The sequence below is a fragment of the Providencia sp. PROV261 genome, from assembly GCF_028477945.1.
Lineage (GTDB): Bacteria > Pseudomonadota > Gammaproteobacteria > Enterobacterales > Enterobacteriaceae > Providencia > Providencia stuartii.
Genome location: NZ_JAMPMC010000017.1, coordinates 164,592 through 181,921 on the forward strand (window position 1 = coordinate 164,592; position 17,330 = coordinate 181,921).

The 17,330-nt window shown below is 41.4% G+C and carries 12 protein-coding genes; 9 read left to right on the top strand and 3 right to left on the bottom strand.

From position 1 onward, the window contains the following. The first annotated feature begins 2 nt into the window (after nucleotides 1-2). The 7 genes from paaK to PR675_RS12455 all read left to right on the top strand — a co-directional run bounded on the left by paaK (nucleotide 3) and on the right by PR675_RS12455 (nucleotide 9,193). Nucleotides 3-1,313, top strand: coding sequence for a phenylacetate--CoA ligase PaaK (gene paaK / locus PR675_RS12425; RefSeq protein WP_014657036.1), 1,311 nt, complete (start codon nucleotides 3-5; stop codon nucleotides 1,311-1,313). A 163-nt stretch (nucleotides 1,314-1,476) separates the two neighbouring features. Beyond that, nucleotides 1,477-2,415 carry a phenylacetic acid degradation operon negative regulatory protein PaaX gene (gene paaX, locus PR675_RS12430; protein ID WP_004923446.1) on the top strand — a complete coding sequence of 313 codons (939 nt, stop codon included), beginning with the start codon at nucleotides 1,477-1,479 and terminating at the stop codon, nucleotides 2,413-2,415. 45 nt (nucleotides 2,416-2,460) lie between these two features. Continuing rightward, nucleotides 2,461-3,054 (top strand): phenylacetic acid degradation protein PaaY, encoded by a 594-nt coding sequence (gene paaY / locus PR675_RS12435; RefSeq protein ID WP_004923444.1) that lies wholly within the window; start codon nucleotides 2,461-2,463, stop codon nucleotides 3,052-3,054. A 1,214-nt stretch (nucleotides 3,055-4,268) separates the two neighbouring features. After that, the gene (locus PR675_RS12440; protein WP_004923436.1) at nucleotides 4,269-4,847 is read left to right on the top strand and encodes a fimbrial protein; all 579 of its coding nucleotides are present in this window, start codon (nucleotides 4,269-4,271) and stop codon (nucleotides 4,845-4,847) included. 55 nt (nucleotides 4,848-4,902) lie between these two features. Next, nucleotides 4,903-5,598, top strand: a complete 696-nt coding sequence (locus PR675_RS12445) for a fimbrial biogenesis chaperone (protein ID WP_072503009.1) — start codon at nucleotides 4,903-4,905, stop codon at nucleotides 5,596-5,598. Between the two features lie 21 nt (nucleotides 5,599-5,619). Continuing rightward, a complete protein-coding gene (locus PR675_RS12450; protein ID WP_272582751.1) occupies nucleotides 5,620-8,112 on the top strand; it encodes a fimbria/pilus outer membrane usher protein in 2,493 nt (830 codons plus the stop codon). Between the two features lie 13 nt (nucleotides 8,113-8,125). Next, nucleotides 8,126-9,193 (top strand): fimbrial protein, encoded by a 1,068-nt coding sequence (locus tag PR675_RS12455; RefSeq protein WP_040132675.1) that lies wholly within the window; start codon nucleotides 8,126-8,128, stop codon nucleotides 9,191-9,193. A 49-nt stretch (nucleotides 9,194-9,242) separates the two neighbouring features. On the opposite strand, the gene PR675_RS12460 is transcribed toward PR675_RS12455, so the two are convergent. Both PR675_RS12460 and emrA read right to left on the bottom strand, forming a co-directional pair. Next, on the bottom strand, nucleotides 9,243-10,763 hold the full coding sequence (locus tag PR675_RS12460; protein WP_014657040.1) for a DHA2 family efflux MFS transporter permease subunit: 1,521 nt from the start codon (nucleotides 10,761-10,763) through the stop codon (nucleotides 9,243-9,245). 16 nt (nucleotides 10,764-10,779) lie between these two features. Continuing rightward, nucleotides 10,780-11,952: a multidrug efflux MFS transporter periplasmic adaptor subunit EmrA gene (gene emrA, locus PR675_RS12465; protein ID WP_004923418.1), complete on the bottom strand. Its 1,173-nt coding sequence runs from the start codon at nucleotides 11,950-11,952 to the stop codon at nucleotides 10,780-10,782. Between the two features lie 538 nt (nucleotides 11,953-12,490). Between emrA and glgB the strand changes: the two genes are divergently transcribed. Together glgB and glgA are read left to right on the top strand one after the other, a co-directional pair. Next, on the top strand, nucleotides 12,491-14,698 hold the full coding sequence (glgB, locus tag PR675_RS12470; RefSeq protein ID WP_272582752.1) for a 1,4-alpha-glucan branching protein GlgB: 2,208 nt from the start codon (nucleotides 12,491-12,493) through the stop codon (nucleotides 14,696-14,698). A 3-nt stretch (nucleotides 14,699-14,701) separates the two neighbouring features. Beyond that, the gene (gene glgA, locus PR675_RS12475; protein ID WP_272582753.1) at nucleotides 14,702-16,141 is read left to right on the top strand and encodes a glycogen synthase GlgA; all 1,440 of its coding nucleotides are present in this window, start codon (nucleotides 14,702-14,704) and stop codon (nucleotides 16,139-16,141) included. Between the two features lie 461 nt (nucleotides 16,142-16,602). Here the strand turns inward: glgA and PR675_RS12480 are convergent, their stop codons facing one another. Beyond that, on the bottom strand, nucleotides 16,603-17,073 hold the full coding sequence (locus tag PR675_RS12480) for a hypothetical protein (protein WP_272582754.1): 471 nt from the start codon (nucleotides 17,071-17,073) through the stop codon (nucleotides 16,603-16,605). Between the last annotated feature and the right edge of the window lie 257 nt (nucleotides 17,074-17,330).

A 17,330-nucleotide genomic window follows, 5' to 3' on the forward strand; every position in this document is an offset into this window, starting at 1 on the left:
TTATGAGCACTCTACAACACACTATTGATCCAATTGAGTTTGCATCGAGAGATGAAATCGAGGCATTGCAGTTCTCAAGACTGAAGTGGACACTCACTCACGCTTATGAAAATGTGCCGATGTATCGCAAAAAATTCGATGCGGCCGGCGTTCATCCTGACGATTTCAAGCAACTGAGTGATATCGAAAAATTCCCGTATACCACAAAGCAAGATCTACGCGAGAATTACCCATTTAATACCTTTGCAGTGCCCATGGATAAAATCATCCGTATTCATGCCTCTTCGGGCACGACGGGTCGCCCCACTGTTGTCGGCTATACCCAACAAGATATTGATAATTGGGCTGATTTAATCGCTCGTAGCCTACGCTCTGCGGGAGCCACGAAAGGAGATAAAATCCACGTTGCCTACGGCTACGGCCTATTTACCGGTGGCTTAGGCGCTCATTATGGTGCTGAGCGTCTTGGTGCAGCCGTTATTCCTATGTCTGGTGGTCAGACAGAAAAACAGGCTCAATTAATTGCTGATTTCAAACCTGACGTCATCATGGTAACCCCCTCTTACTGTCTAAGCATCATTGATGAGCTAGAGAAAATCATGGGCGGAGACGCAAGTAAGTGCTCACTAAGACTAGGCGTATTTGGTGCAGAGCCATGGACTGAGGCATTAAGAACAGAAATTGAAACTCGCTTAGGCATCAAAGCGCTTGATATCTACGGCCTGTCAGAAGTCATGGGGCCAGGTGTGGCCATGGAGTGTGCCGATGCCGGAGAAAGTGGGCCTACAATCTGGGAAGATCATTTTTATCCGGAGATTATCTCACCTGATACCCTAAAAACACTCTCGCCCGGTGATAAAGGTGAGTTAGTATTCACTACCCTAACAAAAGAGGCTATGCCTGTTATCCGCTATCGCACTCGCGATTTAACCCACTTAATGCCGGGGATTAATCGTAATATGCGCCGTATCGGTAAAATTACCGGCCGCTCTGATGACATGATGATCATTCGTGGAGTCAACGTTTTCCCATCGCAGATAGAAGAGCAAATCATGCAGTTCAAAGAGCTTTCCCCTCATTACCAGCTAGAAATTAGCCGTAAAGGGAATATGGATAGCTTAGCTATTCGCGTCGAGCTGAAAAAACCCGATCTTCTGACCTATGATGAGCGTTGTAATATCTGCCATAACCTTAAGCATCGAATTAAGTCAATGGTAGGCGTAAGCACACAGATCAGTATCGTTAATTGCGGTGATATCCCTCGTTCACAAGGCAAAGCGGCTCGTGTTATTGATACAAGGATCGCCATATAAATCTTCTCTACGAGGCACCTCACAATGGATAAATGTCGGGGTGCCTTTAATTTTAGTTTCCTAATATAACAATGCCCTGTGTAGCAAATAGAAGACAAGCAAGATGTTTTTGTCTACTATTCATTCATATTTTTGATACAGATATTCATCGGATAATGACAAAATGGAAACTAAACTTAACCAATTTATACAGCATGCGCTAACCAGCCAGCCAATTAGTGGAACATCACTCATTATCTCTCTTTATGGCGATGCGCTACACCACCGCGGGGGTGAAGTATGGCTTGGTAGCTTAACCAATTTACTTGAACCAATGGGCTTTACCGACCGCTTTGTCCGTACTTCCGTATTTCGCTTACAAAAAGAAGGCTGGCTAGATGCTGAAAAAATCGGTCGTCGTAGCTATTACCGAATATCTGAACGTGGTCAAAACCAATTTCGTCACGCTGAAAGTAAAATCTATCAAAGTGAGCAACCCAATTGGGATGGCAAGTGGGATTTATTGTTACTTGAAGCCGCTGACAAAGATGAAAAAGCAAGGCTCAAAAAAGAGTTAAGCTGGTTAGGATTTGGTCAATTTAGCACCTCACTGATGGCAGCACCAAGTAGCGCTCAAAGCGATATTCCGTCATTACTTAATGAACTTAATGCAAGTGAAGAGGTGATCTACTTTCGAGCAGATTACCCCTATAACCGCTCCGAAAAACACCTAAAAGAGTTGGTGTCAGACAGTTGGTCGTTACAACAGGTGGCTGAACATTATCACCAATTTATCGTGTTATTTCGCCCACTCGCACTCTTATTAAAAGAGTTATCGGATGAGCAAATAACACCTGAGCAATGCTTTCAACTACGCTTATTACTGATCCACTTTTATCGCCGAGTGGTATTAAAAGATCCGCTGCTACCCGATGAGTTACTTCCCGCACAATGGGAGGGGCAAATAGCCAGGAATCTGTGTATCAATATTTACCAGCGTGTTGAAGTAGCAGCAACACGCTACGTCAGCGAAATATGCGAAACAACTGTAGGGGAACTGCCGCAACCGACTACAACCTATTTCCGACGTTTTGGCGGTGTATTAAAAGAGATCGCGGCATAAATCTTCTTAAATACCGATGTAACTTAAACAGAAGGGGAACTCAATATGCCTTTTTATCAGATAGATGGCATCACGCCAGTTGTTAGTCCAGAAAGTTTTGTGCATCCAACCGCTGTGATCATTGGCGACGTGATTATCGGAAAAAATGTTTATATTGGCCCTAATGCGAGCTTACGTGGAGACTTCGGGCGCTTGATCATTAAAGAAGGGGCTAATGTTCAGGATAACTGTGTTATGCATGGTTTCCCGCAATACGATACCATCATTGAAGAAAATGGTCATATTGGTCACGGTGCGATTTTGCACGGCTGCCATATTAAGCGTAATGCCTTGGTTGGAATGAACAGTGTCATTATGGATGGCGCCGTGATTGGCGAGAATTCTATTGTTGGCGCTTGCTCCTTTGTGAAAGCAGAAGCGGTATTTGCAGATAATACGTTGATCGTAGGAACGCCTGCTAAAGCACAAAGAACACTGTCTGAAAAAGAAATAGCTTGGAAAAGCCGAGGTACGGCTGACTATCAAGACCTTGTTATCCGCTGCCAACAAAGCTTCAAAGAAGTTACCCCACTCACACAAGAAGAGCCAGATCGCCCGAAACTGACATTTGAAGGTGTCATTCCGAAATCAGCCCTATAGTTACCCCACAAATAAAATAATAAGCACTCCACTTCGAGTGCTTTTATACCCATAATTAAGTAAAGTCACTGATTATTGGCAATAAATCATCATTAAATTGATACTATTCTGATTCGCTTATATCGCCGTGTTTAATACAATCCCTTAGAAATAAAATAAGCAGTGGCTGTTTTTCAACCCACAATAACAAAGAATAACAATTCGTTATGGGTATTTATCGTGCAAAATACCACCCATATTGAAAAATTCACCGCCTTTTCTTCTATGTGCAAAAGAAAAGGTAAATTAATAATAAAGTTAATTTGTTTTTTGCCGATAATGAAACCTGTAGAAATGAATAAATCATTTTTCGATAAATTAAGTTTAACTGGCAGATCTTTTTCGAAGTAAGCCAATATAAAATAAACCTTATTATTAATATGGTTATTTTATAGATATTGGCTATTAATATGATAGTTAAAATCTAAAATTGATTAATATTTACTCATCGATACGTCATTGTTTATATCAAAAAAATATTTCACATGGTGAATATATTTATTAACAATAATACATATTAAGAATAGTTTCATTTTTATATAAATATTTATTTTGACTAAACTTATTTATTCAGATTAAAAATTTGAATAAAATAAAATTATTAAAATGATTTTCATCAAAAAAATTTATGTATTTTGACTATTTATCAACTACTACCAAAGGAGTACCTGACTTAACATATTGATTTAAAATCAATAAAGAAATACAAATCCACAAAATGAAACGTTTGGTAACAAGTTTTTAACTCTACTTTTGCAGCCAAAAAATACATATAGCTCTGAATTAACTAAAATTAAAAAATAAAACACTATCCTCTTTTCAAAATACGCCCTTTAACACGTAATCAGCAATCTTTTCCGAGCCTAATTCGATATTTAATTTTTAAATCTAATATGAGTAATAATCCCCCTCTTTTTAAACAAATGATTACACGTATAATAGCGCCCTATAAAATTTGATATAAATCAAATTACCCTCAAATTTAAATGAGGCTGAAATATAAAGCGCCTTTGTTAAAAAGTGCCGTTTCGTATTTCTGTTTTTTAAATTCAACGTAATTAATAAATTTTTTTAAACTGGCTGAGGATGGCTTTCTATTTCTATAAATAACAGAAGGCGCAAACTTTGCCATTCCTCTTTTATTAACATATATACAGCTTTTCTCGGAGAAGAAAATGAATAACAAATTTGCATTATCAGTTGCAACGGCATTAATTCTTTCTGCTACACCAGCACTTGCTGCTGAAAAAGCAGCTGGTGGTGTAATTAACTTTAGTGGCGCAATTACTGATACAACTTGTACTATCAATGGCGGTAAAAGTGCAGATTTCACTGTTGCATTAAATCCAATCACTGTTGAAGATGCAGGCACGACTCAAGGCATTATTACTAAAAATAAAAAAACAGTATCACTCACTTTCTCTAACTGTACTTCTGCAAGCGGCGCTGCTGATACCCCTCTGAAAATTTATTTCTCATCTGCAAATAATATTTCTACTGATGGTAAGTATCTGCAAAATACCACAGTTAATGAAAATGACACGAGCGTTTCTCGTAACGTTGGTTTCGCCATTACTAAAACAACAGACCAAATTCCTCTGTTATTAAACCAACCATTCGTTACTGATATCAAAGGCAACGACTCTAACACTGAAACCTTAGCATTAGATATCTATTACTATAAAACGAATGCTCTGCCAGCAAGAGTTGGTAGCTTAAGCTCTAACGTCACTTATACCATTTCATATCTGTAATTATTTACCCAAATAGCCAGGCTATTTTATTAGCTTGGCTATTTCTGAGTTTATTATTATGCGCCTACTTATTTTATTTTCCTTACTCGCTAGTATTAATACTGCCTTTGCTAATATTGTTGTTAATGGAACACGCGTTATTTATCCAGAAAAAAATAACGAAACCATCGTACAACTTATTAATAATGGAAATGATCCAGCCTTAGTCCAATCATGGATTGACGATGGTGATATCAATTCAACACCAGAAACAGCCAATGTTCCTTTTTTGCTTTCTCCCCCTGTTGTTAAGGTATCAGGGAATGATGGGCAACAGTTACGCATTAAAAAACTCCCCGCATCGCTGCCAACCGATCGCGAATCTGTTTTTTATTTAAATATATTAGATATCCCACCAACACCAGAACATCTGCAAGGGAAAAACACGATGCAGTTGGCGATTAAAACACGTATTAAACTGTTCTATCGTCCGAACCACTTACAAGCCGGTGTTGAACAAGCACTCGAACAGATTGAAGTGAAAGCGGAAAACAAACAATTCCGTATCACTAACAATAGTCCTTATTACGTCACTCTTGCGAATGTTGATGATAAAAAAGGTAAAAAAATATTGACCGATTCACTCATGGTAGCGCCGTTTTCACATGCTTTAGCACCAACTAAAACCGCTGTCAGTGCAGGTCAAAAATACAGTTTGCTCTATGTCGATGATCTCGGCGCCTATAAAAATAAAGATGTGATTGCAAAATAAAATATAAGAGAGCTTGTAATAATGAAGTTGCATGGCCGCCATAGGAGCCTATTAGCAGTTTGCCTAATTCTTGGAACATCAAAAAGCTGGGGGGTGAGTTTTGATACCTCTTTACTCGCTGGTGATTCCGCGAAATCCGATCTGTCTCGCTTTTATGAAGAGCAAAGCATGCCAGCGGGTACACAAGAGATGGATGTCTTTATTAATGGCGATTGGAAAGGCCGTTATCCTTTTATATTTACAGACTCTCACAACCGTATTTTTCTTAGTAAACGCGAAGCTGGACTTTTAGGGATCAAATTACCTGAAACATCGGATGAAGAGCAGGAATATACATTAGAACAATTGGTGCAAGGTGGTAGCTTTAATGTCGATATCAGTACATTAAGCATCAAAATGTCTATTCCACAAAGCTTTCTTTTGCGCAACGAAGTGGGCTATGTTCCTCCCGAATTTTGGGAAGAGGGTATCCCCGCAGCCATGCTTTCATATAACGCGACTTACTATAAAACAAAGAATAAAAATGGTGATAAATCATCGAGTGATGATCTCTACGCGGGTTTTGAATCGGGGCTCAATTTTAGCTCTTGGCAATTTCGCGATAGCAGCTCACTCCGAAAACATTCAGGTGATAGCTTAAAATGGGAAAATAATACACGCTATCTACGCAAAGCTTTACCATTATATCAATCCAATTTTATTGCAGGTGATTTTTACTCCCAGGGAACACTATTTGATTCAGTGCGAGTTCGTGGCGTTTCTCTCGCCTCAGACATTAATATGCGCCCCACTTCACAACAAGGCTTTGCCCCGATTGTTAGAGGTGTCGCTCAAACTAACGCCCTTGTCAAAGTCATACAAAACGGCAGTATTATTTACCAAGAAAACGTGTCACCAGGGCAATTTACCATCGATAATATTCAGCCAACGGGGTCGGCTGGCGATTTGTTAGTGATCGTAAAAGAAGCCAACGGGCAAGAACAATCCTTTACGGTTCCATTTTCTGCCGTACCGGGGATGTTAAAAGAGGGGGTAAGTAATTATGCCCTGCTCGCTGGTAAGGTGAACCAAGAAAATGGTCACTATCAGCCCAAATTTCTCCAAGGCACCTTCGAATATGGTTTTAATAACCTAATCACTGGCTACACGGGGGTGATTGCAAGTGAAGATTATCAAGCTTATCTGGTCGGCTCTGGTTGGAACTTACCTATTGGTGCTGTTTCTCTCGATATCACACATGCCAATACTCAACTACCTAATGACACGCAGAAAGGCCAAAGTATGCGAGTGTCATACAGTAAGTTTCTCAATACGACAGCTACCAACTTCACCTTAGCCGCCTATCGCTATTCGACCAAAGGCTATTATAGCTTCAGTGATTCGATTCATGCCCATGAGGGTTATCGTTTATATCAGGAAACTTTAGAAAAACAGGCCACAGAGACACTGCCTCATCGTGAATTACCTGCTTTCGATATAAATACGTGGGATTCTATGCGTGGGGTTCGTCCAAAAAATACCTTCACGATCAATTTAAATCAGCGCTTACCTGAAAACTGGGGAACCTTCTACGTTTCCGGCTCCCAACGTGACTATTGGTCGACTACCCCAACAACCCGCGAGTACCAACTAGGCTACTCGAATGCGTATTCAGATATCAGCTATTCACTGTCCGCTAGCCGAGTACGAGATGGTAAAGGCGAAGAAGAAAATCGCTACTATATTTCAATCAGTTTACCTCTGTCTGTATTTGATAATGATATATGGGTCAGCACAGGCCTTACTGCTACCGATTCTCACTATCAACAAAGTACCGTTTCTTTAAGTGGTACGGCTCTGGAAGCAAACCGATTGAGTTATTCACTTTCCGGCAGTAATCAGCAAGGTGGCCAAAACATGGCAAGCGCCAATGTGGCTTATCGCTCAAATGTTTCCACTATTGGTAGTTCACTCAGTGAATCTAATGACTACCATCAAACTGGGCTGAGTGCACGCGGCAGCTTAGTCGCTATACCTTGGGATATACTCGCATCTAACGAAATCGGCAATACAATGACCATCGTCAAAGCGCCCCATGCACAAGGCTTAATGGTGAATGGCGACCAAAGTATCGTGACCAATAAAGAAGGACTGGCATTAGTACCTTATGCAACGCCATATCGTAAAAATACGATTATGCTTTCAAATACAGAAAATACACAAGGCGCTGAAGTTATCGGCAATATGGCAAATAGCGCACCAATCGAAGGTTCAGTGAATTTAGTGAAATTCAAAACCGATACGCGCACCTCTTGGCTCAGTCGTGCATTACGACAAGATGGCAGTGCATTACCTTTCGGCGCAGAAGTAACTGACCTTCAAGGAGAAGCGATTGGCTATGTAGGGCAAGCCAGTGTGCTGTATTTAAAAGCAGAAGCTTTTCCTAAGTCGGTCATTATTCGGTTAAATGAGGGTCACTGCACCATTCATAACTTACCAGACAACCTTGACGGCCCCACTGGCGTTTGCCAATAACGAGATGAATGTCATGATGCGATCCTATCTTTTTTTAATCCTAATTCTCTTTAGCGGCTATAGTCAGGCAATTTGCCATGAAAGTGGCATAAGCTATGCTTCGCCAATTAGCATTGATTTGTCGGATAAACTCACCCCCGCCACCCCCGAGTGGACAACGACCATATCGACACAGTACTCAGGTAGCTTTAATTGTTCCACCCGCCAAAGCGAATTTGGTTATACCAAAATCCTGAATACTGACAACCAATATGCAACCATTTTGAGTTTTATGAATGGGAAATATCATGTCAGGGCACAAATCATTAATGATATTCCGAATAAGAAACTGAATAAATCAGGTCGTCACTCTGCTTCTGAGTTAAATACGCCAGTGACGATTAAATTTACGCTTGAACCAAAACAAGGCACGCTCATTGCCGGTGATACCGTCCATCTACATGATATTCTCTTCGTCACAGATTTAAGCGGAATGTCAATTTTTGATATTGTGCTATGGCCCGTTAAACAACTTCTGAAAATCCTACAATGGTTATTTAACGGTTTTAACTGGCCCTATGATGATCGTGATATGTTCGGTCAGCCACTAATATTAAAATATGCACCAAAATTAACTACTTGCGCTTTCCAAAATGCGGGGCTTGTTGTCACATTACCAACATTAAGCCGCCATCAAGTCATTAATGGAAACCAAGCTGGCTATACACCGTTTTCATTGAATATGCGTTGTGAGAACCTTGGGGGCGCAAATAATACGGCAGAAAGAGCGATCGATGTCTTTTTATCTAGCAATAATCTGCTTAGCTCAGATAATACGGTCTTGATTGATAAAACAGCCAATGCCGCACAAGGTATCGGGCTACGCTTAGTTAAAACTAATGCGCCAAATACCCCTGTGGTGATTTCACAAAATCCAAACTCCCGAGGTAATGCAACGTCGCTGTTTTACGTAAATGCAGGAGGCCAACTGGAACCGCACTTTAGTATTCCAATGGCTGTTTACTATTATGCATGGGACCCTCAGCGAGCAACCCAAGGCACCCTCAAAACCACGGCGACACTCAATATTGTCTACCCGTAGGCTTCAAAAGATAAGAGCGCTAATCGTTAGCGCTCTTATTGTATTTAACTTACGCTTTACTACCAAAAGGCGGTTTTGCAAACCAGACGGTGATAATCAGTCCAATAAACACCCATCCACATAACCAAAAGATTTCATTGGCCGCAATGATTAATCCTTGGCTAGTGATCTCCTGCGCAATAAAGCCCGATGTCTGCTCATGACTTAAGCCATGTGCCGCCATCTCTTTATACATCTCTAGCGACTCAGGGTTATAGTCAGTGATGTATTCCGTTAACTGGCTATGATGGAGCGACTCTCTATCACTCCACATCGTGGTTGTGATTGATGTTCCTATCGAGCCTGCAAGAGTACGGAAGAAGTTTGCAAGACTTGACGCCGACGCCAATTTTTCAGGGGGTAAACCTGACAGTGTTAACGTCGTCAGTGGCATAAAGAAGCAAGCCACAGCCATCCCTTGCACTAACTGAGGCCAAACTACGGCAGAAAAGCCCATACTTGGTTCAAAGGTATATGCCCGCCAGAAGAAACAAATCGCATAGAATACAAAACTAAATGTCACTATCCAGCGAATATCAAGGAAGTCTGACAATTTCGCGACGGGGGCAGAGAACAAGACGGGCAATAACCCTATCGGCGCAAGGGCCAACCCCGCCCATGTTGCCGTATACCCATAGACCTCCTGCAATAACTGGGGCAAGAGAACGATAGCACCAAAGTAGGCCATATAGGCTAAGCTAACGGAAATCGTGCCTATCGTGAAGTTACGTGATTTAAATAGTGCAAGCTCAACAACTGGATTTTTGTCTGTTAGTTCCCAAATAACCAAAAAAACCAATGCTATCGCGGAAATTACCGCTAATGTGACAATTTCATCAGAGGCTAACCATCCTAACTCTTTCCCCTTATCCAACAGGACCTGAAGGCAACCAACACCCACTGACAATAATGCCAAGCCAATCAAATTAAACGGGACATTGACTACTTTCGATTCCATTCCTTTAAGGATAATAGAGCCCACAATAACCACAAAAATACCCAGTGGAACGTTCATAAAGAAGATCCACCCCCAATGGAAGTTATCACTAATATAGCCACCAAAAATAGGGCCAAACACCGGGGCTAAAATGATCGTCATTGACCAAAATGCCAATGCCATATTTTGCATTTTAGGGGGGTAGCAACGCATGATCAGACTTTGTGAAAGGGGGATCACCGGCCCCGCAACAGCACCTTGTAAAACACGAAATAAAATTAACATGCCAAGGCTATCAGAGAAGCCACAAAGTAATGAAAAGATGGTAAATAAAGCGGTTGCCCATATAAAAACACGGACTTCACCAAACCGTTTAGCAAGGAACCCAGAGATCGCAATGGAAATGGCATTAGAAACACCAAATGAGGTAATCACCCATGTTCCTTGTGACATTGAAACACCGAGATCACCAGCAATGGTTGGGATGGCAACGTTAGCGATTGTCGAATCCAGCACCTGCATAAAGGTTGCAAGTGACAATGCAATCGTTGCCCATACCAGCTTTGAGCCCTTTAGTGGTTGAATATCTGCCACAGCCACTCCTTTCGGGCTAATCCGCGTTTTCGTTAATAATCGTGTCGATCACCGAATCGACATCCGCCAGCTTTAACACCAGCACATCACTTTCAAATGCAGGCGTGTCACGCTGAACCTCTGCTAACACAGGGCCATTTTGATCTTTAATATCAATCGTTGCATTCATTGATAACCCAATACGCAACGGATATTTGGCAACCTGTTCAGGGTCTAGCTCTACACGGACAGGCAAACGTTGTACCACTTTAATCCAGTTACCTGTTGCATTCTGTGCAGGTAATAAAGAGAAAGCACTCCCCGTTCCCATATCCAAACCAGCCACTTTACCGGTATACACAATATCATCACCATAAAAATCACTGGTGAGTGTTACTGGCTGCCCTATGCGCACCTTTTCTAATTGTGTTTCCTTAAAGTTCGCATCCACCCAAACGGGTTGAGCTGGCACAATAGCCATCAAAGAGCCTTGCGGACCGACTTGTGAACCGACTTGCACATTACGACGCGAAACATAACCTGTGATAGGGCTTTTCACCTCTGTACGTTGCAAAGTAATCCATGCGTTGCGCACATTATCTGCGGCTTGTTGGATTGCCGGTTGTTTTCTCAACTCGGTATTGCGCAATAGTGCTTGGTTCGCATTATATTGCTGAATGGAGATATCTAAGGCTGCTTGCGCCAACTGCACCGCTTCTTGGGAGTGTTGTAAATCTTCTTTAGAGATAGTCCCACTTCGTCCTAAAGCGGCGCGGCGTTGATAATCTTTCTGTGCTTGCGCAAGTGAGATACGATTTTTTTGGATTTGCGCTTGGTATTCATCACCATTAATGTACAGCTCTTTGGTTTTGCGCACCGTGGTTGCGAGGTCATGTTTTGCCTGCTCGTAGGCTAGCCGTGCATTGGTTTTATCCAGAACCACCAGCACATCACCCGCTTTAACCAAATCGGTATTTTCAAAATTAACCTGAGTCACATTACCTGTAGTCTGCGCAACAATAGGTACTTGCACACCGGAGACATAAGCATCATCAGTATATTCTTGAAAACGTAATACCAAAAACCAATAAGCACCATAAGCAACAAACAGTAGAACAATAATAATTGAAGCAATTACCATCCAGACTTTTCTACGTTTTTCATTCTTCGTTTTTTGATTAGTTTCGGTTGAACTCGTTGGTTGATCCATAATAACTCTCTGGGTCTCACACTTTATTAATCACTACCCTTATATTTACGGACTAATGCTAATAAAGCAATAGAGAATTCCATTTAACAATATTAATTTTTAGTTTTGTCATTAATTAATGTTTTATATTTCACATCAATAAATGACAGTAATATTTAATCAAGAGCATCCGAAATTGAAAAGCATTTAAACGCATAGATTCAACTAGTTATAGATGTTGACTTTTTAGCACCTAGATTTATTATCATAAGAAACAAAACCATTTCCAATTCATCTATTTTTGATGACTTTACTTCAACACCAAGCAGCTTTATTGTTTTATCGCTATATTAAAATATAAAACATTCCTAATTTGATAGTTATTGACTTATCTCAATATTTTTATCAAATGAAATTGTGGACTATTATTTTGTATCATTGAAAAGATAAATAATAACAAATAGCGCTCGTTTTAACGCTACCTTTAGCATCTAAAAGTTAATCATGAAAACGATAATATAAGGCGGCTAGCTGCGACTGATTTCATTCAGGAGAGGTGATGAAAGAGAGAGAAAAACCATCAGAGCAACAACTGATCATCGATCAATTATTTGCCGGACATTATCGTGACCCTTTTGCTTTCCTTGGTATGCATCAACAAGGAAAAGTCACCTATTTTCGAGTCTTACTCCCAAATGCTCAAGAGGTCACCGTACTGGATAGGTTAACCGCAGCCCCCGTTGTGCAACTATCACGCCTTGATGAACGCGGCTTTTTTTCAGGCGATGCAACAGACTTAGACGCTAATTTCACTTATATTTTGCAGGTTAACTGGGGCAATTCACAACAGGTTATTGAAGATCCGTACCGTTTCGGCACATTACTACACGATGCAGATACCAAAGGCCTCCAGCGTACTTTCTCATTTGAAACACTCGGTGCGCATGTACGCCAAGTGGGTGATATTACAGGTACGCATTTTTGTGTTTGGGCACCGAATGCCCAACGAGTCTCTGTCGTGGGCGCTTTTAACTTTTGGGACGGTCGCCGATACCCAATGCGCCATCATCCCGAAAATGGCCTTTGGGAAATCTTTCTTCCCGCGATTCAGGCAGGTACTCACTATCAATATGAAATATTAGATGCAAAAGGCGAAATACAATTAAAATCCGATCCTTATGCCTTTCGCAGCCAATTACGACCAGATACGACATCAATTGTTTCCCTGCTTCCAAAACAGCGCCACCCCACAGCACAGCAAATCCAATCGAACCAACGCAATGCCCCTATCTCTATTTATGAGGTTCACCTTGGTTCATGGCGGCGCTCAGCCAATAACCATAGTTGGCTCACTTACCGAGAACTGGCAGAAACATTACTTCCCTATGTTAAAGAGATGGGGTTCACCCATTTAGAAATATTGCCTATTAGCGAACACCCTTTTGATGGCTCATGGGGCTATCAGCCATTAGGTATCTACTCTCCTACCAGCCGTTTTGGGTCGCCACAAGATTTGATTGACTTTGTTGATGAAGCACATCGATTAGGTATTAATGTGATCCTAGATTGGGTGCCCGGCCATTTTCCTTCGGATAATAGTGGGTTAGCCAATTTTGATGGTACGCCACTCTATGAGTATGCTGACTCAAAAGAAGGTAAGCACCGCGACTGGGATACTCTGATCTACGACTACCGCAGTCACGAGGTACGCCAGTTTTTATCCGATAATGCCGTCTATTGGGTAGATCGATTTGGCTTCGATGGCTTACGCGTTGATGCTGTTGCATCGATGATTTATCGCGATTATAGCCGCCCTGACGGCGAATGGATTGCAAACGAGTATGGTGGCAATATTAACCTTGAGGCCGTCAGTTTCTTACAGCATACCAACGAATTACTTCACCGTATCCAGCCTAATGTATTAATGGCCGCAGAAGAGTCGACAGACTTCTCTGGGGTGACATTGCCACCATCCCTTGGCGGACTTGGATTTAACTACAAATGGAATATGGGGTGGATGCATGACACGTTAAGCTATTTACAGCTAGACCCTATCGCCCGTAAATACCACCATAATAAAATGACATTCAGCGTGATGTATGCGTGGAGTGAAAACTACATATTGCCTCTATCTCACGATGAAGTTGTTCACGGTAAAGGTTCCTTATTGCGCAAAATGTCAGGCTCACCTGACCAAAAATTTGCCACGCTACGTGCCTATTATGGGTTTATGTGGGCGCACCCAGGTAAAAAGCTGCTGTTTATGGGGGGAGAAATCGCACAATGGCGTGAATGGGATCATGATGGGGAGTTAGATTGGCATCTGGTGGATATTCCTACCAGCCCGCATGCTGGTGTTCAACGTCTGATCAGAGATCTCAACGTTACTTATCGCAGTACACCCGCCCTGTACGATAACGATCACAATGAAAGTAGTTTTGAATGGGTGATCGTCGACGATCACGATAATTCGGTTTTTGCATTTATTCGCTACGCCGAAAATGGCGACCCGCTACTTGTAATCAGCCATTTCACTCCAGTAACGCGAGCAGATTACCGCATTGGTGTCAGGCTACACGGTCAATATCAAGTCTTATTAAACACAAATGATTCACGCTATGGGGGCAGCGATAAGCATCCTGTTGCTCCTATTTCCAGCCAGCCAATCAAGGCACATGGTTGCCAGTATTCTATTGCATTGACGCTGCCACCGTTATCAACGCTATATCTGACCATAAAGCCAGCCACAAAGAAAAATAAGGAGTAAAAAATGAAAGTATTACATGTTTGTGCCGAGTTTTTTCCTTTATTAAAAACAGGTGGACTGGCTGACGTTGTTGCGGCACTCCCGCCCGCTCAGCGGCAACATGGTGCAGATGCGAGAGTCTTAGTGCCGGGTTTTCCTGCTATTATCAATCAACTTGCTGATAAACAAAAAGTCACGACCCTTAACACATTCGCAGGGGAAGTGACCTTATTTTATTGTCTATATAACGATACGCCATTATATCTTATTGAAGCACCGCACCTTTACCAACGAGAAGGTAGCCCCTATCACGATGGTTATAACAATGCCTATCAAGATAACTATCGCCGCTTTGGATTATTAGGTTTTATCGCCGCTGAACTCGCCAGAGGCTGTGACCCACTATGGCAAGCCGACATTGTGCATGCTCATGATTGGCATGCTGCCCTAGCCTGTGCCTACCTTGCAGCCTATGGCTACCCTGCCCGCGGTATGTTCACCATCCATAATATCGCTTACCAAGGGCTATTTTCACCCCATCATATTCATGAACTGTGGTTGCCCCCTGAGTTTTACAACGTTGATGGAATGGAGTTTTTTGGTCAACTCTCATTTATGAAAGCAGGGCTATTTTATGCCGATCATACTAACGCCGTTAGCCCGACCTATGCCAAAGAGATCTTAAATCCGCATTATGCTTATGGCCTCGATGGGCTTTTAAATCGGCTCAACCACGAGCAGCGCTTAAGTGGTATTTTAAATGGCATAGATACTGAAGTCTGGTCACCTTCAAGTGATGCCTTAATTGCGCAAAAATACAGTGAGCGTAGTGTAAAAAATAAGGTAAAAAACAAACTGGCTTTGCAACAATCCCTCGGCCTTGCGCAACAAACGGATAAACCGCTCTTTGCTGTTGTTAGCCGAATGACCCGCCAAAAAGGTTTGGATCTGATCTTAGAAATCTTACCGGATCTACTGAGTTCTGGTAGTCAGTTTGTTTTACTTGGCAGCGGCGATCACGACCTCGAAAATGCCTATCGCCATGCTCAATCACAATATCCAGATCAGGTACGCGCGATTATTGGTTATGATGAGCCATTATCCCACCAAGTCATTGCAGGTGCAGACGTATTAATGGTGCCAAGTCGTTTTGAGCCATGTGGCCTGACACAGCTCTACGCGCTACGTTATGGCACGTTACCACTCGTGCGCAACACTGGTGGCCTAGCCGATACCGTGACAGATTGTTCATTGGAGGCGATAAAACGCAAAGAGGCAACAGGCTTTGTGTTTAATGAGAGTCATGCCGCCGATCTTAAATCCGCAATCGACCGCGCGTTAGCTTTGTGGGATTCTCCAGCACAATGGCAACAGGTCCAAAAAAATGCAATGGCAAAAGATGTGAGTTGGCAAAAGTCGGCGGAAGCGTATTTAAATATCTATCGAAGAGTGCTGGGGCGATGAGTTCTAGGCCCTGTGAATAATTCTATATATTTGCCTATTTATAAAAGGTGGTCGTTCAAACGATCACCGAAATCAATAAATTTAAATGTTAGAGAAATTTCCATCATGCGGAATAGTATTCTCAGGTAATTCGGCTACTACTTAATATTGCAAGCAGTTTCTCTTTAGCAAATTACAGAATATTACTCGTTTAATCTTATAGTGTGCTAATACCGGTTGATATTCATTTTCCAAATAAAAAAACGCTTGACGTTCGCTACTTTGAATAATTTTTTTGCTTTTTGCCGTCAGCGTCATGACATTATCTATATTCACAGTCAGTAAATTACTGCCTATTAATCGTGATTAAAATAACTTGTGAATCACTTGAAGCTCGGGATTAATCGAAATCAAGTCATCAATCATTTGGTGATAAATAGCGGGCATATTTTGTTTCCATCCTATCATATCCGGACGGTGGTCTATTGCCATGGGGTTTTTAATAGCGGATGATCAATGATGGGTGTTGTCAACCCATGGCGAGCTCGGAAATTTTTGACTGCTTGGTACTCAAAAGGCCAAGGAATTAAAATATTCATTGATATTTCATAACCTGTTGAGCTTTGTTCATTGTCATTGTCCGAAAAAAGTGCCGACCACTCTATATGTTTATCACATAGCGTGATAAGCCATTGAGCGACAACATCGTGATTTTCATTATAAAGTGCTTCTTGGCAAAAACGTTGATAAAATGGATCAATAGGGATCCCCGCACTTTCCCAATCTATTGTTTGATTTTTTTCACTCGCCAGCATTTCGATAGCTAGTACACCTAACTTCTGCGGCCGAGTATACATTGGGAGAGATTTTGCCATTTTACCTGATTGGATACTTTCAATGATTTTATCGTAGCAAAAATGCCCTACTCTAAAATCATCACAAGCAAAATCCATTAATAAAACTTCACCTTGCTCTGAGAGACTATAAAAAGATTTATGCCTTTTATAAACATCATGATAGTCTAAAATTAAAACTAAGTTTTTATGAAAAAAGAACTTTTCAAGAGAGTAAAAAGATTCTTTTTTATTCCTATAAACTTCCAATAAATAAATAAATAAATGCAATTGAAGGCGTATCAAAATCTAATGTTGACATATAGTCAATATATCTTTTTTCTTTATCACGCCCTATAGATTCCTTAATACTTTTT